The sequence below is a fragment of the Streptomyces sp. NPDC001194 genome (assembly GCF_042896985.1).
Lineage (GTDB): Bacteria > Actinomycetota > Actinomycetes > Streptomycetales > Streptomycetaceae > Streptomyces.
In genome coordinates this window covers 229,968-256,599 of sequence record NZ_JBIAXU010000007.1, presented here as the reverse complement: position 1 = coordinate 256,599, position 26,632 = coordinate 229,968, and the positions used below count along the sequence as shown (strand labels likewise).

21 protein-coding genes and 1 pseudogene are annotated in these 26,632 nt (G+C 73.5%); 12 read left to right on the top strand and 10 right to left on the bottom strand.

Features of this window, described 5'->3' with window-relative positions:
• Positions 1-545 precede the first annotated feature (545 nt).
• On the top strand, positions 546-1,376 hold the full coding sequence (locus tag ACFY1T_RS18395; protein ID WP_030862109.1) for an SAM-dependent methyltransferase: 831 nt from the start codon (positions 546-548) through the stop codon (positions 1,374-1,376).
• Positions 1,377-1,483: 107 nt separating this feature from the next.
• Positions 1,484-3,655 (top strand): putative bifunctional diguanylate cyclase/phosphodiesterase, encoded by a 2,172-nt coding sequence (locus ACFY1T_RS18390; RefSeq protein ID WP_390789137.1) that lies wholly within the window; start codon positions 1,484-1,486, stop codon positions 3,653-3,655.
• Between the two features lie 60 nt (positions 3,656-3,715).
• On the opposite strand, the gene ACFY1T_RS18385 is transcribed toward ACFY1T_RS18390, so the two are convergent.
• Positions 3,716-4,786, bottom strand: coding sequence for an FAD-dependent monooxygenase (locus ACFY1T_RS18385; RefSeq protein ID WP_390789065.1), 1,071 nt, complete (start codon positions 4,784-4,786; stop codon positions 3,716-3,718).
• Positions 4,787-4,906: 120 nt separating this feature from the next.
• Between ACFY1T_RS18385 and ACFY1T_RS18380 the strand changes: the two genes are divergently transcribed.
• On the top strand, positions 4,907-5,551 hold the full coding sequence (locus ACFY1T_RS18380) for a TetR/AcrR family transcriptional regulator (protein ID WP_390789064.1): 645 nt from the start codon (positions 4,907-4,909) through the stop codon (positions 5,549-5,551).
• A gap of 146 nt (positions 5,552-5,697) precedes the next feature.
• Here ACFY1T_RS18380 and ACFY1T_RS18375 read toward each other — a convergent pair whose 3' ends face one another.
• The gene (locus tag ACFY1T_RS18375; RefSeq protein ID WP_390789063.1) at positions 5,698-6,576 is read right to left on the bottom strand and encodes a LysR family transcriptional regulator; all 879 of its coding nucleotides are present in this window, start codon (positions 6,574-6,576) and stop codon (positions 5,698-5,700) included.
• 94 nt (positions 6,577-6,670) lie between these two features.
• On the opposite strand from ACFY1T_RS18375, the gene ACFY1T_RS18370 reads away from it, so the two are divergent.
• The 5 genes from ACFY1T_RS18370 to ACFY1T_RS18350 all read left to right on the top strand — a co-directional run bounded on the left by ACFY1T_RS18370 (position 6,671) and on the right by ACFY1T_RS18350 (position 12,871).
• A complete protein-coding gene (locus tag ACFY1T_RS18370) occupies positions 6,671-7,375 on the top strand; it encodes a succinate dehydrogenase (protein WP_390789062.1) in 705 nt (234 codons plus the stop codon).
• 1 nt (position 7,376) lies between these two features.
• On the top strand, positions 7,377-9,380 hold the full coding sequence (locus tag ACFY1T_RS18365) for a fumarate reductase/succinate dehydrogenase flavoprotein subunit (protein WP_390789061.1): 2,004 nt from the start codon (positions 7,377-7,379) through the stop codon (positions 9,378-9,380).
• On the top strand, positions 9,377-10,126 hold the full coding sequence (locus tag ACFY1T_RS18360; RefSeq protein WP_384706941.1) for a succinate dehydrogenase/fumarate reductase iron-sulfur subunit: 750 nt from the start codon (positions 9,377-9,379) through the stop codon (positions 10,124-10,126). The genes ACFY1T_RS18365 and ACFY1T_RS18360 overlap by 4 nt, the downstream gene beginning before the upstream one ends.
• 180 nt (positions 10,127-10,306) lie before the next feature.
• Positions 10,307-12,088 (top strand): Stealth CR1 domain-containing protein, encoded by a 1,782-nt coding sequence (locus ACFY1T_RS18355; protein ID WP_390789060.1) that lies wholly within the window; start codon positions 10,307-10,309, stop codon positions 12,086-12,088.
• A 117-nt stretch (positions 12,089-12,205) separates the two neighbouring features.
• Positions 12,206-12,871 (top strand): hypothetical protein, encoded by a 666-nt coding sequence (locus ACFY1T_RS18350; protein WP_390789059.1) that lies wholly within the window; start codon positions 12,206-12,208, stop codon positions 12,869-12,871.
• Positions 12,872-12,893: 22 nt separating this feature from the next.
• On the opposite strand, the gene ACFY1T_RS18345 is transcribed toward ACFY1T_RS18350, so the two are convergent.
• The 3 genes from ACFY1T_RS18345 to ACFY1T_RS18335 all read right to left on the bottom strand — a co-directional run bounded on the left by ACFY1T_RS18345 (position 12,894) and on the right by ACFY1T_RS18335 (position 18,053).
• Positions 12,894-14,471 carry a serine/threonine protein kinase gene (locus ACFY1T_RS18345; RefSeq protein ID WP_390789058.1) on the bottom strand — a complete coding sequence of 526 codons (1,578 nt, stop codon included), beginning with the start codon at positions 14,469-14,471 and terminating at the stop codon, positions 12,894-12,896.
• A 141-nt stretch (positions 14,472-14,612) separates the two neighbouring features.
• Positions 14,613-17,009: an ABC transporter gene (locus ACFY1T_RS18340; RefSeq protein WP_390789057.1), complete on the bottom strand. Its 2,397-nt coding sequence runs from the start codon at positions 17,007-17,009 to the stop codon at positions 14,613-14,615.
• Positions 17,010-17,036: 27 nt separating this feature from the next.
• On the bottom strand, positions 17,037-18,053 hold the full coding sequence (locus tag ACFY1T_RS18335) for an LLM class flavin-dependent oxidoreductase (protein WP_390789056.1): 1,017 nt from the start codon (positions 18,051-18,053) through the stop codon (positions 17,037-17,039).
• A gap of 53 nt (positions 18,054-18,106) precedes the next feature.
• Between ACFY1T_RS18335 and ACFY1T_RS18330 the strand changes: the two genes are divergently transcribed.
• Entirely contained in the window at positions 18,107-18,601 is a 495-nt protein-coding gene (locus ACFY1T_RS18330; protein ID WP_390789055.1) for a hypothetical protein, read from the top strand.
• A gap of 8 nt (positions 18,602-18,609) precedes the next feature.
• Here the strand turns inward: ACFY1T_RS18330 and ACFY1T_RS18325 are convergent, their stop codons facing one another.
• Complete coding sequence (locus ACFY1T_RS18325; protein ID WP_030862070.1) at positions 18,610-18,825, bottom strand: dodecin; 216 nt, start codon at positions 18,823-18,825, stop codon at positions 18,610-18,612.
• A gap of 167 nt (positions 18,826-18,992) precedes the next feature.
• Here ACFY1T_RS18325 and ACFY1T_RS18320 point away from each other — a divergent pair, with 167 nt between their 5' ends.
• The 3 genes and pseudogenes from ACFY1T_RS18320 to ACFY1T_RS18310 all read left to right on the top strand — a co-directional run.
• Entirely contained in the window at positions 18,993-20,255 is a 1,263-nt protein-coding gene (locus ACFY1T_RS18320; protein WP_390789054.1) for an extracellular solute-binding protein, read from the top strand.
• 197 nt (positions 20,256-20,452) lie between these two features.
• On the top strand, positions 20,453-21,307 hold the full coding sequence (locus ACFY1T_RS18315) for a GNAT family N-acetyltransferase (protein WP_390789053.1): 855 nt from the start codon (positions 20,453-20,455) through the stop codon (positions 21,305-21,307).
• A pseudogene (locus ACFY1T_RS18310) lies at positions 21,304-21,834 on the top strand (lysophospholipid acyltransferase family protein); the annotation flags it as partial. The gene ACFY1T_RS18315 and the pseudogene ACFY1T_RS18310, both read left to right, overlap by 4 nt.
• Positions 21,835-22,070: 236 nt before the next feature.
• Here the strand turns inward: ACFY1T_RS18310 and egtD are convergent.
• From egtD to egtA, 4 genes are read right to left on the bottom strand one after another with little or no spacing between them, the layout of a single operon-like run.
• Positions 22,071-23,147: an L-histidine N(alpha)-methyltransferase gene (egtD, locus tag ACFY1T_RS18305; RefSeq protein WP_390789052.1), complete on the bottom strand. Its 1,077-nt coding sequence runs from the start codon at positions 23,145-23,147 to the stop codon at positions 22,071-22,073.
• On the bottom strand, positions 23,144-23,902 hold the full coding sequence (gene egtC / locus ACFY1T_RS18300) for an ergothioneine biosynthesis protein EgtC (RefSeq protein WP_390789051.1): 759 nt from the start codon (positions 23,900-23,902) through the stop codon (positions 23,144-23,146). Before egtC ends, egtD begins: the two co-directional genes overlap by 4 nt.
• Positions 23,902-25,278 (bottom strand): ergothioneine biosynthesis protein EgtB, encoded by a 1,377-nt coding sequence (gene egtB / locus ACFY1T_RS18295; RefSeq protein WP_390789050.1) that lies wholly within the window; start codon positions 25,276-25,278, stop codon positions 23,902-23,904. The genes egtC and egtB overlap by 1 nt, the downstream gene beginning before the upstream one ends.
• Complete coding sequence (gene egtA, locus ACFY1T_RS18290; protein ID WP_390789049.1) at positions 25,275-26,618, bottom strand: ergothioneine biosynthesis glutamate--cysteine ligase EgtA; 1,344 nt, start codon at positions 26,616-26,618, stop codon at positions 25,275-25,277. The genes egtB and egtA overlap by 4 nt, the downstream gene beginning before the upstream one ends.
• Positions 26,619-26,632 lie beyond the last annotated feature (14 nt).

Genomic DNA, 26,632 nt, shown 5'->3' with positions numbered 1-26,632 from the left:
TCCCGGGCCGTTTCCCGGGCCGTTTCCGTGGCCGTCGCCGTGATGTCCGCCACCCCGGCCGCTCGCTGCGGCGCCGCTCGCGGCGGTCGCGACCAGCTCGACGGCGTTCGCGCCGTCCCCGGCGTCGATCGTCGCGTAGGCGCTGCTATCAGCCACGGCCGGTGTGGCGGACAGCGCCGCCCACAGCAGGACCGGGACCACCAGCAGGCGTCTGGTACAGGCTCTGTTCACCCGGGGAGCATGGGCTCACGTGCGCCCGCGCACGCGGAGCTCGGCTGTGGTTCGCCTGAATGGGTGGCGTGAAGACCGTAGAGGTTTGAGCCACGGAATGAAGAATTCCGATCATCTACCTGCGCATTCCCAAAAGCGACTTGTCGGTTTCGGTCATTCGCTGCGGGAGGGGCCTTGGAGGCCTTTGGTGTGTGATGAAGAACGGATCACCAATTTCCGCTTTTGCTCGCTCCGTTGGGCAATGATCAGTACATTCGGCTCGGACAGGCGTCCGATCCCGGACGACCGCGCAGGACTACGGCTTGGAGACCCCGATGGAGCGCCCCGCCTGGGCCCCGCCAGGTATCGACATATCGGTGCCGAGCGTGTCCCGCATCTACGACTACTACCTGGGCGGCTCCCACAACTTCGAGGTCGACCGCCAGGCCGCCCGCCGAGCCATGGAGTTCCTGCCGGGCCTGCCCAAGATCATGCAGGCCAACCGGGCCTTCATGCGCCGTGCCGTCCGCTACGCGGTGGCCCAGGGCGTCACCCAGTTCCTCGACATCGGCTCCGGGATCCCGACCTTCGGCAACGTCCACGAGATCGCCCAGGCCGCCAGCCCCGAGGCCCGCGTGGTCTACGTGGACCACGACCCGGTCGCCGTCGCGCACAGCCGGGCCGTCCTCGGCGGCGACGAGCGCAGCGGCATCGTCGCCGCCGACCTGCGCAAGCCGCAGGACATCCTCGCCGCCCCCGAGGTCGCGCAGCTGCTCGACCTCGAACGCCCCGTCGCCCTGCTGCTCGTCGCCGTCCTGCACTTCCTGGAGGACTCGGACGACCCGTACGCCGCCGTCGCCGAGCTGCGCGACGCGCTGGCCCCCGGCAGCCTCCTGGTGGTCACGCACGCCTCCTACGAGGGGATCCCGCTCTCCCAGGAGGTCGCGAGCGGCACCGTCGGCGTCTACCGGGACATCCGCAACCCGCTCGTCATGCGCAGCGGCGAGCAGATCGGCCGCTTCTTCGACGGCTTCGAGCTCGTCGAGCCCGGCGTCGTGTTCATGCCGCTGTGGCACCCCGAGGGCACCGAGGACCCGGAGGACGGCGAGGCGCCCGAGGACCCGTACTCCTTCTCGGGCTTCGGCGGAGTGGGACGCAAGGCGTGAGATCCACGGCCGCGGTGCCCTCCGGCACACCGACCCCGAAGAACGAGGGGCCCGCGCAGACGGCGGAGCCCACCGCCCCTCCCACAGGCCCGCCGACTCCGGCGGGCCTGTCGGCGAGCGCGGGCCCGGCCGCGCTGCGGAGCGGGCTGGAGGACAGGATCGGGCGCTTCGCGACCATCTGGGGACGGGCGATCTTCCCCGTCACCGCGACCTCGCTGACCCGCGTCGAATTCGAACAGCACCTCATCCCGCTCGCCCGGACCCTCGCCGAGGCCCTGCACGCCCGGCCCTTCGACGCGGGCGTCGCCCAGCGGGTGGGCGCCGAACTCGTCGCCGTGCACTGCACCGACCCGGAGGCCCTGGCCGGCACCCTCGGCGTGGTCGAGTCCTACCTCGTGCTCTACTGCGGTCCCGACGGCGTCGGCGTGGAGGGCACCGAGGAGTACCGATCCCGCTGCGCCCGGCTCCAGCACGGGATCGCGGCGGGATTCGCCCGCGCCCTGCGCGAGCGCACCCTCAAGGAGCAGGAGGCCATCGCCCGCTCCGCGCTGACCGCCCGCATCGACGCCCAGCAGGCCCTGCACGCCAGCGAGGAGCGCTTCAAGGCGGTCTTCGAGGGCGCGGCCGTCGGCATCGGCATCGCCGACCTCGAAGGCAACATCCTCGAGGTCAACGACGCGCTGCTGCAGATGTTCGGCGGGATGCACGGGCACATGCGGGGCCGCAACGTCAGCGAGTGGGGCCACCCCGACGACGCCCCGCACGTCTGGCGGATGTACGGCGAACTCGTCCGCGGGGAGCGCGAGAGCTACCGCGTGGAGAAGCCGTACTACCGCCACGACGGAACGGTGCTGTGGACCAACCTGACGGTGTCGCTGCTGCGCGACGCAGAGGGAGTGCCCCAGTACCAGCTGGCGCTGATGGAGGACACCACCGAACGCCGCCTGCTGAACCTGCGGCTGCGCTACGAGGCCACCCACGACGCCCTGACCGGGCTGCCGAACCGGACGCTCTTCTTCGAACGCCTGGAGAAGGCCCTGAGCGGGGCCGGCGGCAGCCGCTTCGGCCTCTGCTACCTGGACCTCGACGGGTTCAAGGCCGTCAACGACAGCCTCGGCCACTCGGCGGGGGACCGGCTCCTGGTGGAGGTCGCCGACCGGCTGCAGAGCTGCGCGACGGGCCCCGGCGAGGTCGTCGCACGCCTGGGCGGAGACGAGTTCGTGGCGCTGACCACCGGCTCGGACACCGAGGAGAAGGTGACCGAACTGGCCGTCCGGATCCTGTCCGCCCTGTCGGTGCCCATCCGGATCGAGGGCCGCGAGCTGTCGGTCCGCGGCAGCATCGGCATCGTGGAGGGTCCGGCCCGCGAGCGCACCGCCGCGGAGGTGCTGCGCAGCGCCGACATCACGATGTACCGGGCCAAGGCGGCGGGCGGCAACCGCTTCGAGTTCGCCGACGCCGAGGCCGACGCCCGCGCCATCACCCGGCACGGCCTGACCAATGCGCTCCCGGCCGCCCTGGAGCGCGGCGAGTTCTTCATCGAGTACCAGCCGCTGGTCCACCTGCACGACGGCAGCGTCCACGGAGCCGAAGCCCTCGTCCGCTGGTCGCACCCGCAGTACGGGGTGCTGGGGCCGGACCGCTTCATCCCGCTCGCCGAACGGACCGGGCTGATCGTGCCGCTCGGCCGCTGGGTCCTGGAGGAGGCCGTCCGCCAGGCCCGCAACTGGCAGCGCCAGCACGGCGGCTCCGCCCTGCGGATCAACGTCAACCTCTCGCCGACCCAGCTGCACCACCCCGGCCTGGTCGCCGACACCGTCGCGGTGCTGGAGAACTCGGGCCTCGCCCCGGGCGCCCTGTGCCTGGAGGTCACCGAATCGGCGCTGATCGGGGCCGACGACGAACTCCTGGAACCGCTGCGCCGGCTCGCGGCCCTCGGCGTGGACATCGCGCTCGACGACTTCGGCACGGGCTACTCGAACCTGGCGAACCTGCGCCGCCTCCCGGTCAGCGTCCTGAAGCTGGACCGCTCCTTCACCAAGGGGATGCAGCAGCAGCCCGCCAACCCGGTCGACGTCAAGATCGTGGAGGGCATCGTGGCCCTGGCCCACAGCCTCGAGCTGGCGGTCACGGTCGAGGGGGTGGAGACCGGCGCCCAGGCCGCCCAGCTCCGCGACCTCGGCTGCGACACCGCCCAGGGCTGGTACTACGCCCGCCCCGGCGCACCCGACCGCATCCACACCCTCTCGCTCTCGGACGCCGTGCCCACGCCTTCCTGACGCCCGTCCGGCACCGGCCTGTCCGGCACGGACCCGTCCGGCACCGGCCCGGCCGTCCGGTCAGTCCAGTCCGGCCTCCGTCCCCACGCCGGGGGTGCGGACGGCCGACACGACCCGGTCGTACCGCCGCGCCGTGTCGGCCACGACCTCGACGGCCACCGGCAGGCGCTCCGCCTCGTACACGTCGAGCACCTCCTCCGCGCCCGGCCCGGTGAGGGCGGCGGCCAGGGTCCGGCCCAGGGCGGCCGCGTCGCCGATCCCCGTGTTCATGCCCAGCCCGCCGGCGATGGGGTGGACGTGCGCGGCGTCCCCGGCGAGGAAGACCCGGCCCTCGCGCATCCGGGTGACCACGCGGACGCTGACCCGCCAGGCGGAGAGCCAGGTGGCATCCGCGAGCCGGATCCCCGGTATCCGGGCGTGCCGGTCGAACAGCCGCTGGAAGGTCTCCAGCGAGGGCGGCACCGGTTCGCCGTGCTCGGCCTGCTCGGGTGAGGCCTGCAGCTGGAAGGTGTCCGTCCCCGGCATCGGGCAGAGCATGATCCCGCTGCCGTCGGAGCTGAACCACTGGTGCCAGAAGTCCCGGCTGAGCCCGGGGGCGCGGACGTCCCCGATGACCATGGCGGGCTCCTGCTCCGAGTTCCCCTCGAAGGGGATGCCGAGCAGCTTGCGGGTGGCGCTGTGCCCTCCGTCGCACCCGGCGAGATAGCGGGCCCCGATCACGGTGCCGTCCGCCAGCTCCGCGCGGACCCCGGCCGGGTCCTGGGTGATTCCGGTGAGCCGGGTCCCGTACTCGACCGTCACGCCCAGGCCGCCGAGCCGCTCGCGCAGCGCCTCCTCGATCTGCCACTGGCCCAGCAGCAGCCCGTTGCCGCCGACGGGGGTGTCGTTGACGTGCGCTCCGTCGAAGTACTTGCGCAGGACCACCTCGTCCTGGCCGACGGCGGCCAGGGACTCGGCCACCCCGAGCTTCTCGAAGATCTCCACGCTGCTCGGCCGGAGCCCCTTGCCGCGGGACTCGCGGTGCGGCCCGGTGCGCTGGTCGATGACGCGGACGGCGGCTCCGCGCAGGGCGAGGTCGCAGGCCAGGGTGAGTCCGGTGGGGCCGGAGCCCACGATCAGTACGTCAGTCATCGGATGTCCTCTCGGGTCGATCTCCGGTCTCGTCGATGTCTCAAGGAAAGCGGCTCCCGCCCCAAAAAGCAACCCGGTCAAGAAATTAACCGAGTCATGCTCTCGTGCTATCCTCGGGGCATGGAGAAGACGACGGGTCTGCGCGAGAACAAGAAGCTTCATACGCGCCGCCGGCTGGCGGCCACGGCGCTCGAGCTCTTCCTGGAACGGGGCTTCGATGCGGTGTCGGTGGCCGATGTCGCCGCCGCGGCCGAGGTCTCCAAGCCCACCCTCTTCCGGTACTTCCCGAGCAAGGAGGACCTGGTCCTCGACCGGTTCGCCGACCACCAGGACGAGGCGGCGCGCATCGTGCGCGACCGGCCCGCCGGGGGGACGCCGGTGGGTGCGCTGCACGCGCACTTCCTCGCGGCCCTCGCGGACCGGGACCCGATCACCGGGCTCTGCGACCATCCCGGGGTGGTCGCGTTCCAGCGCCTCCTCTACTCCACCGCCAGCCTGGAGAGCCGCATGTCCCACTACACCGACCGCGAGGTGGAGCTGCTGGCCGCCGTGCTCGAGGCGGAGTCGGTCCGGCCGCTCGCCGCGCGGCTGGCCGCGGTGCACATGGTGGCGGTCCGCCACGAGCTGGGCCGGGAGAACTATCTCCGCATGGCCGCCGGCCAGAGTGCCGACGAGGCACATCCGGCCGCCGTCGCCGATGCCGACCAGGCCTTCGCGATGCTGGCCGACGGGCTCGACAAGGCCCTTCCCGCAGCCGGAGGCTGAGGGGCGGGCCGCCCCCGGCGCCCCCGCCGGTGCCGCTCCCGCCCGCTCCATGCCGCGCGGAGTGCCCCGCCGCCCCCGCTCCACCCCGCACGGAGCGCCCCCTCGGCACGGCCCCCGCCCGCGGCCCCGCGCAGCGCGCACCCGGGTCAGCCCAGCAGGACGCGCTTCAGCTCGCGGGCCGCGCGCGGGGGAGCGACGTCCGTGCGGTGCGCCAGGGCGATGGTGCGGCGCAGCGGAGAGCCCGCCAGCGGGGTGGCGTGCAGCCCCGGACCGCCGTGGTCGACGACCATCGCGGGGACCACCGCCACGCCGAGCCCCGCGCGCACGAAGCCCAGCACCGCGTCCATCTCCCCGCCCTCCACGGTGAACGCCGGCTCGAAGCCCTCCGCCCGGCAGGCGGCCACCGTCAGGTCCCGCAGGTCGTAGCCGTGGCGGAACATCACCATCGGCTCGTCCCGGAGCGCGGACACCGTGAGCGGCCCTCCGCCCGCCGGTGGCGGCAGCTCCGCCGACGAGACCACCACCAGGTCCTCCGTCAGCAGCTCCACCGTGGTCAGCGCCGGGGCCGAGGGCGGCAGCGGAAGCGCGATGAGCGCCAGGTCCAGGGCCCCGCGCGCCAGTTCCCGTACGAGGTCCAGCGAGCCGCTCTCCTCGATCAGCAGCTCGATGCCCGGATGTGCGGCGTGGAAGGTGCGCAGAACGCCGGGCAGCAGCCCCGTGCACACGCTCGGCGTCGCCCCCAGCCGCACCCGCCCCCGCCGCAGCTGCGCCAGCTCCTGCACCTCCAGCCGCGCCGTGTCCGCGTCCGCGAGGATCCGCCGGGCCAGCGGCAGCAGCGTCTCGCCCGCGTCGGTCAGCGTGATGTTCCCGCGCGCCCGGCTGAACAGCTCTGCCCCCAGCTCCCGTTCCAGTGACTTGATCTGTTGCGAGAGCGACGGCTGGGCGACGTGCACCCGCTCCGCGGCCCGGCTGAAGTGACGGGTTTCGGCAACGGCCACGAAGTACAGGAGCTGCTGGAACTGCATCGCCCCAGGATACGCCGCCCATAGGAAGCCCCTATTGACATAAGCGCCATCATGTCTTGGACCTCTGGGGACTTTGGTCCTTACCGTCGGTGGCATGGCTCTGGCAACGCGGACGGGCCGACGGCCGTCCACCACGCGCACGCTCTGGGACTCCACCGTCGGCAAGAAGTCCGTGATGGCGGTGTCCGGGCTGATCATGCTCGGATACCTGGTGGTCCACATGCTCGGCAACCTCAAGATCTTCTTCGGGTCGGACGAGTTCAACGGCTACGCCCACTGGCTGCGCACCCTCGGCTCGCCCTTCCTCCACCACGAGTGGGCCCTGTGGATCGTGCGCGTGGTGCTCCTCGCCGCGGTCGTCGGCCATGCCGTGTCCGCGTACCAGCTCAGCCGCAGGGACATCAAGGCCCGCCCGGTCAAGTACGCCCACAAGCGCCGCCGGGCGAGCTACGCCACCCGCACCATGCGCTGGGGCGGCATCATCCTCGCCCTGTTCATCGTCTGGCACCTGCTCGACCTCACCACGCTCACCGTGAACGAGCGCGCGTGGGCCGGCCACCCCTACCAGAACGTCCTCGCCACCTTCTCCACCTGGTACGGGAACACGATCTACATCGTGGCGATGGCCGCCGTGGGCCTGCACGTCCGGCACGGCTTCTGGAGCGCCGCCCAGACCCTCGGCGCGGGCAACGCCCGCCGCGACCGGGCCCTGAAGTTCCTCGCCAACGCCCTCGCCCTCGTCCTCTTCACGGGCTTCGTCTCCGTGCCCGTCGCCGTCATGACCGGAGTGGTGAGCTGACATGAGCAACTACGCCCACGCAGACCACGCAGACCACGCCCACACCGACTACACCCACACTGACTACACCCACTACGGCACCGGCGAGCCCATCGCCGACACCAAGGCCCCCGAAGGCCCCATCGCCGAACGCTGGGACCGCCGCCGCTTCGAGGCCAAGCTCGTCAACCCGGCCAACCGCCGCAAGCACACCGTCATCGTCGTGGGCACCGGCCTGGCCGGCGGGGCGGCCGGCGCCACCCTCGCCGAACAGGGTTACCACGTCGTCCAGTTCTGCTTCTCCGACTCCCCGCGCCGGGCCCACTCCATCGCCGCGCAGGGCGGCATCAACGCCGCCAAGAACTACCGCAACGACGGCGACTCGGTGCACCGCCTCTTCTACGACACCGTCAAGGGCGGCGACTTCCGCGCCCGCGAGTCCAACGTCCACCGACTCGCGCAGATATCCGTCGAGATCATCGACCAGTGCGTGGCCCAGGGCGTCCCCTTCGCCCGCGAGTACGGCGGCCTCCTCGATACCCGCTCCTTCGGCGGCGTCCAGGTCTCCCGCACCTTCTACGCCCGCGGCCAGACGGGTCAGCAGCTCCTCCTCGGCGCCTACCAGGCGCTGTCCCGGCAGATCGCCGCCGGCAACGTCGAGATGCACGCCCGCACCGAGATGCTCGACCTGATCACCGTCGACGGCGTGGCCCGCGGCATCGTCGCCCGCGATCTGATCACCGGCAAGGTCTCCACGTACTACGCCGACGCCGTCGTCCTCGCCTCCGGCGGCTACGGCAACGTCTTCTACCTCTCCACCAACGCCATGAACTCCAACGCGACCGCCGTCTGGCGGGCGCACCGGCGCGGCGCCTACTTCGCCAACCCCTGCTTCACCCAGATCCACCCCACCTGCATCCCGCGCACCGGCGACCACCAGTCCAAGCTCACGCTGATGAGCGAGTCCCTGCGCAACGACGGCCGCATCTGGGTCCCCAAGGCCCAGGGCGACACCCGCCCCGCCGCCCGGATCCCCGAGGCCGAGCGCGACTACTACCTGGAGCGGATCTACCCCTCCTTCGGCAACCTGGTGCCCCGCGACATCGCCTCCCGGGCAGCCAAGAACGTGTGCGACGAGGGCCGCGGCGTCGGCCCCGGCGGCCAGGGCGTCTACCTCGACTTCGCCGACGCCATCCGCCGCATGGGCCGGGACAAGGTCGCCGAGAAGTACGGGAACCTCTTCGACATGTACGAGCGGATCACCGCGGAGAACCCGTACGAGGTCCCCATGCGGATCTACCCCGCCGTGCACTACACGATGGGCGGCCTGTGGGTCGACTACGACCTCCAGACCACCGTCCCCGGCCTCTTCGCCATCGGCGAGGCGAACTTCTCCGACCACGGGGCCAACCGCCTCGGCGCCTCCGCCCTGATGCAGGGGCTCGGCGACGGGTACTTCGTGCTCCCGTCCACCATCAACGACTACCTGGCCCGCCACCCGCACCAGGAGGCCGTCGACGACACCCACCCCGAGGCCGCCGCCGCGGTCCGGGAGGTCCGCGACTGCCTCGCCAAGCTGCTCGCCGTCGACGGGGACCGCACCCCGGACTCCTTCCACCGCGAGATCGGCGAGCTCATGTGGGAGTACTGCGGCATGTCCCGCACCGAGGAAGGCCTGCGCAAGGCCCTCGCCCGGATCCCGGAGATCCGCGAGGAGTTCTGGCGGCGGATCAAGGTCCCCGGCAGCGGAGAGGAGTTCAACCAGTCGCTGGAGAAGGCCAACCGCATCGTCGACTACCTGGAGCTCGCCGAGCTGATGTGCCTCGACGCCCTCCACCGCGCCGAGTCCTGCGGCGGCCACTTCCGCGAGGAGTCCCAGACCCCGGACGGCGAGGCCGCCCGCCGCGACGAGGAGTTCGGCTACGCCGCCGCCTGGGAGTACCGGGGCACCGGCGCGGCCCCCGTCCTGCACAAGGAAGACCTCGTCTTCGAGTACGTCCACCCCACCCAGCGGAGCTACGCATGAGGCTCAACCTGCGCGTCTGGCGCCAGCAGAACCCCGACGCCCCCGGCGCCATGGTCACGTACGAGGTCGACGGCATCTCCCGCGACATGTCGTTCCTGGAGATGCTCGACACCCTCAACGAGGACCTCATCCTGCGCGGCGAGGACCCGGTCGCCTTCGACCACGACTGCCGCGAGGGGATATGCGGGGCGTGCAGCCTCGTCATCAACGGCGACGCCCACGGCCCCGAGCGCACCACCACCTGCCAGCTGCACATGCGCTCCTTCGCCGACGGCGACACCATCGACGTCGAGCCCTGGCGGGCCGCCGCCTTCCCGGTCGTCAAGGACCTCGTCGTGGACCGCGGCGCCTTCGACCGGATCATCCAGGCCGGCGGCTACATCACCGCCCCGACCGGCTCCGCCCCCGAGGCGCACGCCACCGCCGTGCCCAAGGCCGACGCCGACTCCGCCTTCGAGCACGCCGAGTGCATCGGCTGCGGGGCCTGCGTGGCGGCCTGCCCCAACGGCTCGGCGATGCTCTTCACCTCCGCCAAGGTCAACCACCTGAACGTGCTGCCGCAGGGCTCGCCGGAGCGCGAGACCCGCGTCCTCGACATGGTGGCCCGCATGGACGACGAGGGGTTCGGCGGCTGCACCCTCACCGGCGAATGCGCCACGGCCTGCCCCAAGGGCATTCCGCTGCCGTCCATCGCCGCCATGAACCGCGAGTGGCTGCGGGCGGTCCGCAGGCACGGAGGAAACTGAGAAGTGCCTGTGAGACGGGGATAACGGACTCCCGGCCCTTGCGTGAAAAATGAACCAAGGGAAAGGTGGAGGTGAACGAGGCATCCGCCCCTGCCTGCCGGACGGCACCGCACCCCCGCACGCCGGGTGCCGCCCGCATCCTCGGGTGCCGCACACCGGCGCCGTCTCGCGAGGTCGTATATGCAGGGCCTGTCCCGTCTTCCCCTTCCCGTCGGCCTGCGCCGGATCGTACGGACACTGCGCAGGCCGGGCGGCGTGCCGCGGCAGCCGGACGCCGCGCAGCGGGAGCGGACGGGGAGCGGGAGCCGGGTGCCGCCCCCGCCCGGCCGGGCCCGTGAGGACGAGCTGCTGGCGGCTGCGGCGGACCTGGTCCGCCACCGGGGCCGGCTCTCGCGGGTCCGCGACGACCTGCTGCCCGCCGGAGCCCGGGACGCCAACCTGAGCGCGGTCGCCGCGGCACTCGAGACGGCCGCCGTCCCGTACGGGCTGGTCCCCGACGGAGAGCTGCGGCACCGGGTCGCCATCGCCCCCGGCGACCGCGAGGCCGCCCTGAAGGCGTGCGCCGCGGCCTTCGCCGGGCTCCCGGTGTACGCCCGGCTCCTCGGCGACGGCGACGGCGACGGCGACGGCGACCGCTCCGGCGACGGCGACCGCTCCGGCGCAGCCGGGGAACCCGCCGAGGTCCTCGCCGAATCCCTCCCCGAAGCCGTCGCGGCCCGGGAGGACGCGCCCGCCGGCGCCCCCCACCCGAAGATCAAGGGCATCCTGCTCTTCCAGCCGGTCGTCACCTCCGGCCGGACCGTGGTCTACGGCCCCGAAACCGGCTGCGACCTGGAGTTCTGGGAGGCCGCGGAATCGGGCATCGGCGCGATCGCCGGACTGCGCGAGACCCCGTACGGCTGGTGGGTGCCCACCCTCGAAGCCACGTCCACCACCCGCGTCGGCGACCGCGAACACCCCGTCGTCGACGCCTTCGCGGGCCGCTTCCCCGACGACATCGACTTCCCGGTCGACGCCGTGATCACCTGGGTCGACGCCGCGGATCCCGCCTGGCGCCGCCGCCGGGACCGCGCCGCGGAAGCCGTGGCGGGGGCCCGAACAGGAGCCGGCGGGCGCGCCCCCGTCGACCACGCGGAGAACCGTTACCGCGACCGCGGGGAGCTCCGCTACTGCCTGCGCTCCATCGCCGCCCACGCGCCCTGGATCCGCCACGTCTTCCTCGTCACCGACGACCAGACCCCGGCCTGGCTGGCCGCCGACCACCCCCAGGTCACCGTCGTCGACCACCGGGAGCTGTTCGCCGACCCCGCCGGCCTCCCCGTCTTCAACTCCCACGCCATCGAGAGCCGGCTCCACCACATCCCCGGCCTCGCCGAGCACTTCCTCTACTTCAACGACGACATCTTCCTCGGCCGCCCGCAGCGCCCCCAGAACTACTTCCTCTCCTCGGGACTGCCCAAGGTCTTCCACGACCGGCGGGCCGTGGCCCCCAGCGCCCCCGGCATCGACGACGACGACGTGTTCACCGCCTCCCAGAAGGCCACCCGCCACGCGATCGAACAGGCCGTCGGCCGCACCTACCCGCACATCCTGGCCCACACCCCGTACCCGCTCAGCCGCTCCCTCTTCGCCCACGTCGAGGAGCGGCTGCCCGGTCGGCTGACCACCATCAGCCGCTCGGTCTTCCGCAGCGCCGACGACCTCGCCCCCGTCACCCTCGCCTCCCACCTGGCCCTCGCCGACGGCCGCGCCGTGGAGGGCGAGCTGCACCACGCGTACGTCAGCACCGGCCGGGCCGAGGAGATCGCCCGGCTGCCCGACCTCGCGGCCGACCGCCGGTCCGACGCGATCTGCCTCGCCGACGACGACACCGCACCCGGGCTCTCCCCCGAGGAGCAGCAGCGCGCGGTCACCGCCTTCCTGGAGGCGTACTTCCCGGTGCCCTCGCCCTACGAGAGGTGAGGGCCCCGCGGGCCCCTCGGCCGATCGGCTGACCCGATCGGCCGACCGGGCGCTCGTGGCGGCCCTACGACGCGCCGCGCCGTGGCGGCGTCGGGCCCGTGGGGGACAGTGGGGCCCATGCCAGAAGCCCCCGCCGGGTCCGGACCGCGCCGCCGCACCCTCCTGGCGGCCGCCGCGCTCGCCCCGCTCGCGCTGACCGGCTGCTCGGCGCAGGACCCGTCCGGGGGCGCCGCGCGCGGCCCGGAAGCCGCACCGAAGGACGCCCTGGTCATGGTGATCCGGCACGCGGAGAAGCCGTACGCCGGGGACCTGGGCGAGGACGAGGACGGCAACGAGGACCCCGGATCCCTCGCCGGGCGCGGCCGCCGCCGGGCCGAGGAGCTGCACCGTCTCTTCCCGCCCGCCGGTGGATCGTCGCTGCCGCGCCCCGCCGTCGTCTTCGCGGCCGGCGGCCCGGCCGGTGCCGGCGGCCGGCCTCCCGCCCGCTGCCGTCAGACGGTCGAGCCGCTGATCGCAGCCCTCCGCACGCCCCTGCGCTCCGAGTTCGGAGTCGGCGCCGAAGAGGCCCTGGCACGGGCCGCACTGGCGGGGCCCATGCCCGTACTCGTCTGCTGGGAGCACACCGGCATCCCCCGCCTGATCCACGCCCTGGGCGCCCACCAGGTCCTCGGCGTCCCCGCCGTCTGGCCCGACCGCCACGACCTGGTGTGGATGTTCACCCGGCGGCAGGGGAAGTGGAGCTTCCGCGAACTCGCGCAGCACCTGCTCCAGGGCGACGCGTAGGCCGGCTGCCGCCGGGCCGCCCTCACCTCCGCCAGGACTGGCCGGTCTGCTGTGAGCAGGGGTTGAGCACCAGGTACAGGTTGAGTGCCGGGGGGCCGTTCGTGTCCAGGCACAGGCCGCTCGCCGGGTTGACGAACCGGCCGGCTCCGGTGTCGTAGCGCCATTGCTGGCCGCTGTAGTAGCCGCACGGATTGAGCACGGCCATGACGCCGGTGGCCGGGGGACCGTTCGTGTCCAGGCACAGGCCGCTGGGCGGGTTCGTGAGGTGCAGGCTCGTCTCGTCGTGGCCCCAGATCTGGCCGCTGTAGTTCCCGCACGCGCGGAGCACGACTTCGAGTCCGGGCCGCTGCGGTCCGTTGGTGTCGATGCACAGCCCGCTGTGGGTGTTGGCGATCGGGCCCGTGGACGCGGGGGGCGGGGACGGGGACGGGGGCAGGGGCGAGGGGATCGAGGCCGGGGTGGCCGGCGCCGTCGTCCGGGGAGCGGTCTGCCGGGGAGCCGATCCGCTCGGATCGGGGGCCGTGCGCGTCGCCGGGGCCGGCGCGGACGAGGAGGGCGCCGTGTTCGCCGGCCGGCCCGAAGGCGCGGTCGTGCCGGAGGCGGTCGGATCCGCGCCGCCGGGAAGCACCCCCCAGACGATCCCTGCGGTCGAGAGCAGCAGCGCCGCCGCCGCGGCGGCGACCAGCGCGGTGCGCCGCCCCGCCGCCGAGGCCGGCGGAGCCCCGGTCGCCGGCATCCGCCACGCGGTGGCGAGCAGCGTGCTGACGGCCTCGGCGTCGGCGACCGTCCCGGGATCCGTGGCACCGGTCAGCGCGGCGAGCAGGTGCCGGGGGGCGGGCCGCCGCTCGGGCGCCCTGTCCAGGGCCTGCGCCAGCAGTGTCCTGAGACGTGCCGGAACACCGTCGAGGTCGGGTTCTTCGTGCAGGACCCGGTACAGCAGGGCCTCGGACGGTCCGGTGCCGAACGGGTGGCGTCCGGTGGCGGCGTAGGCGACGGTCAGCGCCCACGCGAACACGTCGGCCGCAGGTCCCGCCTGCCCGCGCGCCTGTTCCGGCGCCATGTAGCCCATGGTCCCGACCACCACGCCGGGGCGGGTCAGCGCCGTGGCGTCGGCGGCCTGCGCGATGCCGAAGTCGATGACCTTCGGGCCCTGGTTCGACAGCAGCACGTTGCCGGGCTTGAGATCGCGATGGACGAGGCCGGCCCCGTGGATCGCCACGAGGGCCTCGGCGAGCCCGACGGCGAAGCCGTGCGCCATGTCACCGCGCAGCGGCCCGTGTTCGCCTACGTGCTCCGCGAGCGTCGGGCCCTGTACGTACTCCATGACGACGAACGGGCTGCCCGCCCCGGTCTCGACCGCCAGCACCCGGGCCGTGCAGGCGCCCTGGACGCGGAGCAGCGCCGCCGCCTCACGCCGGAACCGTGCCCGGAACTCGAGGTCCGAAGCGAACTCCTCGCGCAGCCGCTTGACGGCGACGAGCCGGCCGTCGGGCCCCTGTGCCAGGTAGACGACACCCATGCCGCCCGCGCCCAGCCGGCCGACGAGCGTGAAGCCGCCGATCCGCTCCGGATCCCCCGCCCGCAGCCCACCCAAACCCACTGGCTCCTCCTGAGACGCAGGGTCTTCGCGGACCGCGGGGGGCACGAGGACCTGCTGGTCCCGGCAGGACCGCCCCCTCGATCCGGCTCAGGATCAGCATGCCAGTACGTCAACTCGCTTGGCGGCGAACTTCGTTGAAACCTAAGGCCGGTCGAGCGCCCGCGCGAGGTGGCCCGCCGTGCGGCCCCCGCCCGCGGCGGCGACCTCCGCCGGTGTGCCGGCCGCGACGATCCGGCCGCCGTCCGCCCCGCCGCCCGGGCCCAGGTCGATCACCCAGTCCGCTCCCGCCACCACGTCCATGTCGTGTTCCACGACCACCACCGAGTGCCCGGCCTCCACCAGTCCGTGCAGCTGCCGCAGCAGCACCCGCACATCCGCCGGGTGCAGCCCGGTCGTCGGCTCGTCCAGCACGTACAGGGTGTGGTCGCGGCGCTGCCGCTGGAGCTCCGTCGCCAGCTTGATCCGCTGTGCCTCGCCGCCCGACAGCTCGGTCGCGGGCTGGCCCAGCCGCAGGTAGCCCAGCCCGATGTCCTCCAGCGCCCGCAGGCTGCGCGCCGCCGCCGGGACCCCGGCGAAGAAGGCCGCCGCGGACTCCACCGTCAGGCCGAGCACCTCCGCGATGTTCAGCCCCTCGTACCGCACGTCCAGGGTCTCGGTGTTGTACCGGGCTCCGGCGCACTCCGGGCAGGGGGCGTACGTACTGGGCAGGAACAGCAGCTCCACCGAGACGAACCCCTCGCCCTGGCAGGTCTCGCACCGGCCGCCCGGGACGTTGAAGGAGAACCGGCCCGCCTTCCAGCCGCGCTCCCGAGCCTGCGGAGCCGCCGTGAAGAGCTTGCGCACGACGTCGAACAGCCCCGTGTACGTGGCCAGGTTGGACCGCGGGGTCCGGCCGATCGGCTTCTGGTCCACCTCCACCAGCCGCCGCACCGGGAACCCCGGATCGGCGATCCGCTCCCCGACCTCGCGGGCGAGCACCTGGCCCACCAGTGTGGACTTCCCCGACCCCGACACGCCGGTGACCGCCGTGAACACCCCGAGCGGGAACTCCGCGTCCACACCCCGCAGGTTGTGCCGCTCCACTGCGGTGAGCCGCACCGATCCGTTCGCCGTCCGCACCGGCCGCCGCCCCCGCTCCTCCCCGCCCTGCGCGAACAGGTGGCGCGCCGTCGCGGACCCGGCCACCCCGGCCAGTCCCGCGGGCGGCCCGCTGTACAGCACGCGGCCGCCGTGCTCCCCGGCCAGCGGACCCACCTCCACCAGCCAGTCCGCGTGCCGCACCACGTCCAGGTGGTGCTCGACCACGAACACCGTGTTCCCCGCAGCCTTGAGCCGGTCCAGTACGCCGAGCAGCGCCTCGGTGTCGGCCGGGTGCAGCCCCGCCGACGGCTCGTCCAGTACGTACACCACCCCGAACAGCCCGGACCGCAGCTGCGTCGCCAGCCTGAGCCGCTGCAGCTCGCCCGCCGACAGGGTCGGTGCGGTGCGGTCCAGGCTCAGATAGCCGAGCCCCAGCTCCACGACCGGCCCGATCCGGCCCCGCAGGTCCTCGGCGAGCACCCGCGCCGCCTCCCCGTCCAGGGGCGCGCGGGCCAGTACGGCGTCCAGGGCGGTCAGCGGCAGCGCCGCCAGCTCCGCGATCGTACGGCCCGCGAACGTCACGGCGAGAGCCTCCGGCCGCAGCCGCCGCCCCTCGCACACCGGGCACGGGGAATCGGTCAGGAACCGCTCCGCGCGGGCCCGCAGCGTGGCGCTCTTGCTGTCGGAGAAGGTCCGCATCACATGGCGGTGGGCGCTCATGTACGTGCCCTGGTACGGCCGTTGGATGCGGTCCGCGTCGCGCACCGGGTGCACCGTGACCACCGGCTGCTCCTCGGTGAACAGGATCCACTCGCGGTCCTTCGCGGCCAACTCCCGCCAGGGCGCGTCCACGTCGTACCCGAGCACCTCCAGGATGTCGCGCAGGTTCTTGCCCTGCCAGGCCCCGGGCCAGGCGGCGATGGCTCCCTGGCGGATCGACAGCCCCGCATCCGGCACCAGGAGTGCCTCGCTGGTGCGGTGGATGCTGCCGAGCCCGTGGCAGGAAGGGCAGGCGCCGGCAGCGGTGTTGGGGGAGAAGGCGTCGGAGTCGAGCCGCTCGGCGCCGGGCGGGTAGGTGCCGGCGCGCGAGTACAGCATCCGCAGGGAGTTGGACAGCAGGGTCACCGTCCCGACCGAGGAGCGCGAGCCGGGGGAGGAGCGCCGCTGTTCCAGGGAGACGGCGGGCGGCAGCCCGGTGACGGAGTCCACCTTCGGGGCGCCGATCTGGTGGATGAGGCGGCGCGCGTACGGGGCCACCGACTCGAAGTACCGGCGCTGTGCCTCGGCGTAGAGCGTGCCGAAGGCCAGGGAGCTCTTCCCGGAGCCGGAGACCCCGGTGAACACGGTCAGGGCGTCGCGCGGGATGTCCGCGTCGACGCCGCGCAGGTTGTGCTCCCGGGCTCCCCTCACCCGTACGAAGGGGTCGCGGTGGGCCTCGGGCGCGGTGGAGTGGTGCATTCGCCCCAGTTTACGGGCCGCCCGCGGTCAGGGCCCGGCCGGCCCCGCCGCTCCCGTCAGCCCCGCCACCCGGGCCAGCCGCTCGAAGGAGTCCAGCAGCGCCGTGCGGTCGTACGTGGAGGTGGTGACCAGCAGCTCGTCCGCGCCCGTCCGCCCGGCCACCTCGGCCAGCTCCTGCGCGACCTGCGCCTGCGTACCGTGGATGTGCCCGGCGAGCCCGCCCTCGTACAGCTCCCGCTCCTTCGGGGTCATGGTCATCGCCTCGACCTCCTCCGCCGGGAGCAGGGGCGGGAAGCTGCCCCGGGTGCGGGAGTACGCGAGGGACCAGGCCTCCGGGACGAGGATGCGCCGGGCGGCGCCGGGGGTGTCCGCCACGGCCACCGTCCCGGAGACCATCACGTACGGCCGCGAGCCCGCGGCCGAGGGGCGGAACTCCGCGCGGTAGCGCTCGATGGCCTCCGTGACCCGGTCCCGGGCCCGCAGGTCGCCCACCACCAGCGGCAGCCCGGCCCGGGCGGCGATCCCGGCGCCCTCGCCGGTGGCCAGCACGTACGCGGGGATCCGCAGCCCCTCCGCCGGGTGGGCGTGCACCTCGGGATGCGCCCGCTGGGTGCCGTCCAGCCAGCCCAGCAGTTCCGCCAGCTGCTCCTCGAAGAGGTCGGCGTCCCCGGTGCCGCGGCCAAGAGCCCGCCGGATCCCGCCGGTGAAGCCGACCGAGCGGCCGAGCCCCATGTCGATCCGGCCGGGGAAGAGCGACTCCAGTACCCCGAACTGCTCCGCGACCACCAGTGGTTGGTGGTTGGGCAGCATCACCCCGCCGGTGCCGACCCGGATCCGCCGGGTGGCCGCGGCGACCGCCGCGGCGAGTACGGCGGGTGCCGAGCCCGCGACTCCGGGGACGCTGTGGTGCTCGGACACCCAGAAGCGGTGGTAGCCGAGCCGCTCCGCCGCGCGGGCGAGCTCCACGGTGTCGCGCAGGGCCTGCGGGGCGGTGTGCCCCGCGCGGGTGCGGGACCGGTCGAGGATGGAGATTCTGCGGATCACACCAGGCTGTAACGCACGGGCGCCGAAAGGATTCCCTGCCTACTCTGACCCGCATGAGTGACAGCAACGACAGCCGGCCGCTGGCCGTCTTCGACATCGACAACACCCTGGCCGACACCGATCACCGCCAGCACTTCCTGGAGGGCCGGCCCCGGGACTGGGACGGCTTCTTCGGCGCGGCCCCGGCCGATCCGCCGCTGGCGCGCGGGGTGGCACTGGCGGTGGAGCGGGCGGCCGACTGCGAGGTCGTGTACCTGACCGGGCGCCCGGAGCGGTGCCGCGCGGACACGCAGGAGTGGCTGACCCGCCACGGGCTGCCCGAGGGCCGGCTGTGGATGCGCGGGAACCAGGACCGCCGGCCGGCCCGGGTGACCAAGCTGGAGGTGCTGCGGCGGATCGCCCGGGGCCGTGAGGTGCGGATGCTCGTGGACGACGACGAGCTCGTCTGCCAGGCGGCGCGGGCCGCGGGCTTCAAGACGGTCCTGGCGGACTGGGCGGCGGACGCGCCGGAGCTCAAGTCCGCCCAGGAGGGTGAGGGGCGCACCTGAGACGGTGATCAGTCCTCGCCGTCGAGGCGGAACCCGACCTTGAGTCCCACCTGGTAGTGCGCGACCGCGCCGTTCTCGATGTGTCCGCGCACTTGGGTGACCTCGAACCAGTCCAGGTTGCGCAGCGTCTCGCCGGCCCGGGTGATGCCGTTGCGGATGGCCTGATCGATGCCCTCGGGGGAGGTGCCGACGATCTCGGTCACCCGGTAGGTGTGGTTCGACATGGGTTCTCCCGACGGTGGGGGGGCTTTTGCCTCGTTCCACGGTGCCCCAGTAAGTCCGACTCCGCGAACTTTGTGTGAACAGTCCCGAGTGAAAGGGCCTTGACCCACCCATTGGTCTATGCCAATTTCAAGCCATCTCCGAGACCGGACTCCAGAAGGTGACCTTCGTGAAGATGCGCTTCCTCGTCATGTGCACGGCTCTCGCGGCCGCGACGGCCCTCACCGGCTGCAGCCGGCTGGCGGGATCGGCCGGAGGAACGCAGAAGGTGACGCTCTGGCTCATGAAGGGCAGCGCCTCGGAGGACTTCATCGCGAAGTTCACCTCATCCTTCGAGAAGGAGCACCCGGGCGTCGACCTGGACGTCAGGATCCAGGAGTGGACGGGCATCGGCGACAAGGTCAACGCCGTGCTCGCGGGCAAGGGCGCGGAGAGCGCCGACGTCATTGAGGTCGGCAACACCCAGGTCGCGCAGTACATCGAGACCGGCGGCCTGTCCGAACTCACCCTCGAAGGTCTTCGCGAGTGGGGCAGCAAGGACTGGCTCAAGGGCCTCTCGGACCCGGCGAGCATCGACGGGGCCCAGTACGGCGTCCCCTGGTACGCCGCCAACCGCGTGGTGATCTACAACAAGGACCTCTTCGCGAACGCCGGCATCAAGACCCTGCCCAAGAACCGCCAGGAGTGGATCCAGGCCACCCAGAAGCTCGACAAGGGAGGCCGGCAGGGCATCTACCTGCCCGGCCAGAACTGGTACGTCCTCTCCGGGTTCATCTGGGACGAGGGAGGCGACCTCGCCGTCGAGACCGGCGGGGAATGGGTGGGCACCCTCGACGACGACAGGGCCCTGGCCGGCATGGACTTCTACAAGCAGCTCCAGGCCCTCGGCGACGGCCCCAAGAACGCCGACGAGGAGACGCCACCGCAGTCCGAGGTGTTCGCCGGGGGCGACGTCGCCCAGATCATCGCCCCGCCCGGCCAGGCCGCCGCCATCGAGGCCGCGAACCCGGCCCTCAAGGGAAAGCTGGGTTTCTTCCCGGTCCCCGGCAAGACCTCCGACAAGCCCGGCGCCGTCTTCACCGGCGGCTCCGACCTGATCATCCCGGAGCGGACGAAGCACCGGCGCCAGGCCGTCGACGTGATCAGTGCGCTGGTCAGCGAGACCTGGCAGACCGAACTGGCCCGCACGATGAGCTACGTACCCAACAAGGCCACCCTCGCGCACGTGGTCGACGGCAACGAGGGCGCCGCGAGCATGGCGCCGGGAGCCGCCCAGGGGCGCGCCACCCCGAAGTCCGCCCGCTGGGCCGAGGTCGAGGGCAAGAACCCGATCAAGCCCTACATGACGGCCGTACTCACCGGACAGGACCCCAGGCAGGCGGCCAAGACGGCCTCCGACACGATCAGCAAGGTGCTCAGCTCCGACCGCTGAGCGCCCCGGCGCCTTTCGCGCGCATGTCGAGTGCCCGTCGAGCGGGTGTCGAGCCGCGCCGCGCCCGCCGAGTTCAGCGTTCGCACATCCAAGTGCCGCTGAGCGGTCATGTCGAATCCAGCCGGTCACGGAAGAAGTAAAGGAGCCAGGCCGCACCACCCGACGGCCTGGCTCCCGTGCCCGGATCAGGAGCCGCCATGACCATCGCCCCCCTGTCCCCGTCCACCCTTCCCCCCACCGCGACCCCGGCCGTCACCGCCCTGCGCACCACGGCCGCCGTCCCCGCGGCCGCACCCGTCGCGGCACCCCCGGCCCTCCCCGCCACCCCCCACTACACCGTCCGCCTCGCCCGCGACGAGGACGAGGTGCGCGCCGCCCAGCGCCTGCGCCACCTGGTCTTCGCAGGCGAGCTCGGTGCCCGCCTCGACGGGCCCGAGCCGGGCCTCGACTCCGACGCCTTCGACGCCTACTGCGACCACCTCCTCGTCGTCGAGGAGGAGACCGAGCGGGTCGTCGGCACCTACCGGCTGCTGCCCCCGGAGCGCGCCGCCGTCGCAGGCCGCCTCTACTCCGAGGGCGAGTTCGACCTCTCCGCCCTCGCCCCGATCCGCCCGGACCTGGTCGAGGTCGGCCGCTCCTGCGTCCACCCCGACCACCGCAACGGCGCCGTCATCGCACTGATCTGGGCCGGCCTCGCCCGCTACATGGACCGCTCCGGCCACAACTGGCTCGCCGGATGCTGCTCGATACCGCTCGCCGACGGCGGGGTCCTGGCCGCCGCCACCCGCGAGAACGTCCTCACCCGCAACCTCGCCCCCGAGGAGTACCGGGTCACCCCGCACCTCCCCTGGAACCCCGAGGGCATCACCTTCCCGCCCCGCGTGGAACTGCCCCCGCTGCTGCGCGGCTACCTGCGCCTGGGTGCCTGGGTCTGCGGAGAGCCCGCCCTCGACGCCGAGTTCGGCTGCGCCGACCTGTACGTCCTGCTCTCCCTGCGGCGCACCAACCCGCGCTACCTCAAGCACTTCCTCTCGCTCGTCCCGGCCGCATGAGCGTCTGGCTGCCCACCTCGCCCTGCACCCCCGAGGCCTGCGCCGGCCACGAGGGGGAGCGGGCGGGCCCCGCCCGCGCGGTGCTCCGGCTCACCGCCGCCACCGCGCTGATCCTGCTCGGGATCCTGGGCTGCCAGCCGGTCCGGCTGCTCCCCGCCCGGCCCCGCCAGGCCCTGGTGCGGGCCTGGGCGACCGCCCTGGTCCGGGCCTTCGGGATCCGGATCACCGTGCACGGGAGCCCCGGCCCGGACGGCGGCCGCCTGATCGTCGCCAACCACGTCTCCTGGCTGGACATCGCGCTCGTCGCCGCCGCCATGCCCTGCCGGATGCTGGCCAAGAGCGACATCAGGAACTGGCCGGTGCTCGGCCCGCTCTCCCGGCAGAACGGCACCCTGTTCATCGAACGGGAGCGGATCCGCGCCCTCCCCGCCACCGTCGAGACCATCACCCACGCCCTGCTGGCCGGCGACCGCGTCACCGTCTTCCCCGAGGGCAGCACCTGGTGCGGCCGCGCCCGGGGGCCCTTCCGGCGGGCCGTCTTCCAGTCCGCCCTGGACGCCCGGGTGCCCGTACAGCCCGTGCGGCTCTCCTACCGGCTGGCGGACGGGAGCCTCGCCGCGGCGCCCGCCTTCGTCGGGGACGATCCGCTGACCGCGTCCCTGTGGCGGATCGCCCGGGCCCGCGGGGTGCGGGCCGAGGTCCGGCTGCTGCCGCGGATCCCGCCGGGCCGCCACGCGGACCGGCGGGAACTCGCGGCCGCGGCTCAGGCGGCCGTCGCCGTCGAATCCGCGCCCGTCACACCCGTCACACCCGTCACACCCGTCACCCCGATCCCCGCCTCCTCACTCCTGGCGGGCGTGCCGGCCCAGCCGAGCTCGCCGTCGGCGACCGACAGGGACAGCGCGAACCGGCCCTCCGCATCCGTCCACCACTGAGTCAACTCCAGACCGGCCTCGGCGAGTTCCTTCCGCACGCCCTCCTGGCGGAACTTCGCGGAGACCTCCGTCAGGATCTCCTCGCCCGCCGCGAACGGCACCACCAGATCCAGCGCCCGGACCTTCACCACCAGCTCCGCCCGGGCCCGCAGCCGCATCTCGATCCACTCCTGCTCCCGGTTCCACACCGCCACGTGCGCGAAGTCCTCGGTGCGGAAGTCGGCGCCCAGCTCCCGGTTGACGACGGCCAGCACGTTCTTGTTGAACTCGGCCGTCACCCCCTGCGCGTCGTCGTACGCGGCCACCAGCACGGCCTCGTCCTTCACCAGGTCCGTCCCCATCAGCAGGGCGTCCCCGGGCGACAGCATCGCCCGTACGGAGGCCAGGAACACGGCGCGCTCCGGCGGCAGCAGGTTGCCGACCGTGCCGCCGAGGAACACCACGAGCCGGGGCCCGGGCGTGTCGGGCAGCCGCAGCGGCTTCGTGAAGTCGGCCACCAGCGCGTGCACCCGCAGTCCCGGGTGCTCCGCCTGCAGCGTCCGTCCCGCCCCCTCCAGGGCGCTCCCGCTCACGTCCACCGGGATGTACGTGTCCAGCGCGGGCATCGCCTCGATCAGGTGCCGGGTCTTCTCCGAGGAGCCGGAACCCAGCTCCACCAGCGTGCGCGCCCCGCTGGCCGAGGCGATCTCCCCGGCCCGCGCCAGCAGGATCTCCCGCTCGGCGCGCGTCGGGTAGTACTCCGGCAGGCGGGTGATCTCCTCGAAGAGTTCACTGCCCCGCGCGTCGTAGAACCACTTGGGCGGCAGCACCTTGGGGGACACCGTCAGCCCGTGCAGGACGTCCGCGCGCAGCGCGGTGTCGGCGGAGTGCTCGTCGAGGGTGCGGGTCAACTGGAAGTCGCTCACGGGGAGGTCTCCTTCAGCGGGGTCAGGTCGACCCGTGTGCCACGGGCGGTCAGCAGGGTCCGGTCGGGTACTGCGCACCAGCGGGAATCGTCGTCGTAGGGTTCGGACGCCACCACCGTGCGCTCGGCCGCCGCGTCGGTCAGGTACCAGAGCGAATCGCCCCAGGCCGTCGCGGCGATGCCGGTGCCGTCGGTCAGCAGCAGGTTGAGCCGGGAGCCGGGCGCGGCCGCCGCGATCTCCCGCACCGGCTCGGCGAGCGCCGAGCCGAGGTCGTCCCCCCGCTGCAGCCGGTGCAGCACCAGCGCCCAGACCAGTGCCGAGTCGGTGCTCGCGGCCAGGGAGAGCAGCTCCGCGGGCGGCAGGGTGGCCGCGAGCGGCGCCACCGCGTCCGGCCAGTCCCGTACCGCGCCGTTGTGGCTGAACAGCCACGGCCCGGCGGCGAACGGCGCCGCCGCGGCCTCCCCGTCCGCCCCGAACACGGTGGCGTCCCGTACGGCGGCCAGCGCGGCCCGCGTACGGACGACCCGGGCCAGATCGGCGAGGTTCGGGTCCCCCCAGATCGGCCCGGCCCGCCGGTACCGCGCGGGGGCCGGGTCGCCCTCCGCGTACCAGCCGACGCCGAAGCCGTCGGCGTTGACCGTGCCGTGGCGCTGCCGGCGCGGCTCCCAGGACTGGCGCACGAGGGAGTGCTCCGGCTCGGTCAGCATCCGGGCCAGGGGTATCTCGGGCCCCACGAAGGCGATGTGGCGGCACATCAGGCATCCCTCGCGGTCCGGAACCCGGAGAAGATCTGCCGGCGCACCGGCAGGTCCCAGTTGCGGAAGGTGCCCCGGCAGGCCACCGGGTCCACGGCGAACGAGCCGCCGCGCAGGACCTTGTGCTCCGGCCCGAAGAACACCTCCGAGTACTCGCGGTACGGGAAGGCCCGGAATCCCGGGTACGGCAGGAAGTCGGAGGAGGTCCACTCCCAGACGTCGCCGATCAGCTGGCGCACCCCGAGCGGGGACGCCCCGGCCGGGTAGCTGCCGGCGGGGGCCGGACGCAGGTGGCGCTGGCCGAGGTTGGCGTGCGCAGGGGTCGGGTCCTCGTCGCCCCAGGGGTAGCGGGTGGAGCGGCCGGTGGCCGGGTCGTGCCGGGCAGCCTTCTCCCACTCCTCCTCCGTCGGCAGCCGGCGCCCCGCCCAGCGGGCGTACGCGTCCGCCTCGTACCAGCTGACGTGCAGCACGGGCTCGTCGGCGGGGACCGGCTCGGTCACGCCGAAGCGGCGGCGCAGCCACTGGCCGGCCTCCCGGCGCCAGAACAGCGGTGCCTCGATCCCGTGCCGGTGGATCTGGTCCCAGCCCTCGGGGGCCCACCAGCGCTCGTCCCGGTAGCCGCCGTCGGCGATGAAGGCCTGGTACGCGGAGCCGGTCACCGGCACCGTGTCGATCCAGAACGCCCCGGTGTCCCGCTCGTGCGCGGGCCGCTCGTTGTCCAGCGACCACGGCTCGGCCGAGGTGCCCATCGTGAACGGGCCCGCGGGGACGAGCACTTCGGTGGCCGCGGGCGGCGGGCCCTGCGGGGGGCCGGGGTCGGGGGCGGTGAGCACCGGTTCGCCCCGGCGCAGCTGATGGGTGATCAGCATGGTCTCGTCGTGCTGCTGTTCGTGCTGGGCGATCATCCCGAACGCGAAACCGTCGTCCAGCAGCGCGGAGCCCTCCAGCGCGGTCCGCTCCAGCAGGTCGAAGACCCGGCCCCGCACCTCGGCCGCGTAGCGGCGGGCCTCCGCCGGCCCCAGCAGGGGAAGCTTCGGCCGCTCGGCGCGGGGGTGCTGGAACGCGTCGTAGAGCGGGTCGATCTCGGGGTGCAGGGAGTCGTGTCCGGCGACGTTGCGCAGCAGCCAGAGCTCCTCCTGGTTCCCGATGTGGGCCAGGTCCCAGACGAGCGGGGACATGAGGGGGGAGTGCTGGGCGATCAGGTCGGGGTCGCTCACGGCGTCGGTGAGCAGGGCCGTACGGGCGCGGGCCGCGGTCAGGGCCGTGAAGGCCCGCTCGCGCAGGTCGGCGCGGTCGGCGTGTCCGGGGCGCCCGGCGCGGCCCACGAGCCCGGCGGGTGTCCGCCGGGTGGAGTCGGCTGAAGGCGATGCGGTCATGAGCGGGCCCCCGTCCCGGTGAGCTGCAGGTATCCGTCGTCGGCCGGGCAGCGGCCGCGCAGGGTGAAGCGTTCGGTGAAGGCGCCGACCACGTCCTGGACGTGCCGGCTCGCGCCGAGCCGCGGCAGCGCCTCGGCCGCGGCCCGGAAGCAGGCGGCCGCTGCCGTCCGCAGCTCCGGGTCGGCGAGGCCGTGCCGGGCGGCGGACTGCCAGAGGGGATTGCGCGGCGAGGGCCGCGGCCCGTGGGTGTCGGCCAGCGCCTTCGCCACCCGGTACGCGCTCTCGGCGGCCTCCGGATCGTCGAACAGCGCGTGGACGACCGCCACCGGCACCAGCCATCCGTCGTCGCCGGGCTGGGCGTCGATCATCCGGAACTCCAGGTGGCCGCGCGGGCGTACCGGCGGGAACAGCGTGGTCAGGTGGTACTCCAGGTCCTCGGCGGTCGGCGGCCGGAGCCCGTCCGTGCGCGGGGTGCGGGTGCCGCCCCCGCCGGCGGCCTCCTCCCCGGCGCGGAGCCAGTCGCGGAAGGTCATGCCGTACGGGACCGGCCACGGCTCCTCGCCGGCCGACCGTACGCACATCACCTCGGTGTCCAGCGCGTGCCGGGTCCAGCCGGCCCGCGGTTCGGCGTCGAGCGGCGGGGCCAGCGCGCGCCGGGCGTCGATGTCGCGCCAGATGCCCTGTCGCGAGCACCTCCAGCCGGCGTACGGGCCCCCGTGCGCGGGGGAGTTCGCGAAGGCCGCCACGAACACGGCGCCCAGCAGGTGCGCCAGCCGCCAGCGCCGGCCGTACCCGAGCGGGCCCGGTTCCTCGTACCCCGCGTCCACGCAGACCTGTACGGAGGCGGAGGAGCGCATCATGGCGCGCCCCGCCGGGCCGGTGCGGTCGAAGTAGGTCTCCATCGCGTCGTAGCGCGGGCTGCGCAGCATGCGGCGCAGTGGCCGGCGCGGGTCGCGGCCGGTGCCCCGCAGGACCAGGCCCCGGGACCGCAGGGCGGCCCGTACGGCGGTGAGATCGGCCTGCAGGCCGTCCACGCAGCCGGAGAGGGAGGGGGCGGGCGCGGAGCTGAGCTCCAGCTGGCCGCCGGGCTCGATGGTGAGCCGGGAGTGCAGGGGCAGGGCGCGGGCCGCGTCGTGCGCGGCGGTCAGCCGGTCCGGCGGGAGTATCGCGCCGGGCCGGTCGGCGTCCAGTACGAGCCATTCGAGCTCGGCGCCGAGGGTGCGGGGCGGTCCCGTTTTGAAACAGATGCCGTGGACCAGGTCCTCGGCCGCGGTTTCGCCGAGTGCGAGCGTGTCGCCCTGGGCCTTCGTGTCCGGTGGTGCGTAGGCGTCCTGTGGCATGGCAGGGTCTCCTG

Excerpts from the sequence above, each read along its gene's own strand:
- ACFY1T_RS18395 (WP_030862109.1), top strand. The coding sequence starts at position 546 with ATGGAGCGCCCCGCCTGGGCCCCGCCAGGTATCGACATATCGGTGCCG.
- ACFY1T_RS18385 (WP_390789065.1), bottom strand. The coding sequence starts at position 4,786 with ATGACTGACGTACTGATCGTGGGCTCCGGCCCCACCGGACTCACCCTG.
- ACFY1T_RS18380 (WP_390789064.1), top strand. The coding sequence starts at position 4,907 with ATGGAGAAGACGACGGGTCTGCGCGAGAACAAGAAGCTTCATACGCGC.
- ACFY1T_RS18375 (WP_390789063.1), bottom strand. The coding sequence starts at position 6,576 with ATGCAGTTCCAGCAGCTCCTGTACTTCGTGGCCGTTGCCGAAACCCGT.
- ACFY1T_RS18370 (WP_390789062.1), top strand. The coding sequence starts at position 6,671 with ATGGCTCTGGCAACGCGGACGGGCCGACGGCCGTCCACCACGCGCACG.
- ACFY1T_RS18365 (WP_390789061.1), top strand. The coding sequence starts at position 7,377 with ATGAGCAACTACGCCCACGCAGACCACGCAGACCACGCCCACACCGAC.
- ACFY1T_RS18360 (WP_384706941.1), top strand. The coding sequence starts at position 9,377 with ATGAGGCTCAACCTGCGCGTCTGGCGCCAGCAGAACCCCGACGCCCCC.
- ACFY1T_RS18355 (WP_390789060.1), top strand. The coding sequence starts at position 10,307 with ATGCAGGGCCTGTCCCGTCTTCCCCTTCCCGTCGGCCTGCGCCGGATC.
- ACFY1T_RS18350 (WP_390789059.1), top strand. The coding sequence starts at position 12,206 with ATGCCAGAAGCCCCCGCCGGGTCCGGACCGCGCCGCCGCACCCTCCTG.
- ACFY1T_RS18340 (WP_390789057.1), bottom strand. The coding sequence starts at position 17,009 with ATGCACCACTCCACCGCGCCCGAGGCCCACCGCGACCCCTTCGTACGG.
- ACFY1T_RS18330 (WP_390789055.1), top strand. The coding sequence starts at position 18,107 with ATGAGTGACAGCAACGACAGCCGGCCGCTGGCCGTCTTCGACATCGAC.
- ACFY1T_RS18325 (WP_030862070.1), bottom strand. The coding sequence starts at position 18,825 with ATGTCGAACCACACCTACCGGGTGACCGAGATCGTCGGCACCTCCCCC.
- ACFY1T_RS18315 (WP_390789053.1), top strand. The coding sequence starts at position 20,453 with ATGACCATCGCCCCCCTGTCCCCGTCCACCCTTCCCCCCACCGCGACC.
- egtC (WP_390789051.1), bottom strand. The coding sequence starts at position 23,902 with ATGTGCCGCCACATCGCCTTCGTGGGGCCCGAGATACCCCTGGCCCGG.
- egtB (WP_390789050.1), bottom strand. The coding sequence starts at position 25,278 with ATGACCGCATCGCCTTCAGCCGACTCCACCCGGCGGACACCCGCCGGG.
- egtA (WP_390789049.1), bottom strand. The coding sequence starts at position 26,618 with ATGCCACAGGACGCCTACGCACCACCGGACACGAAGGCCCAGGGCGAC.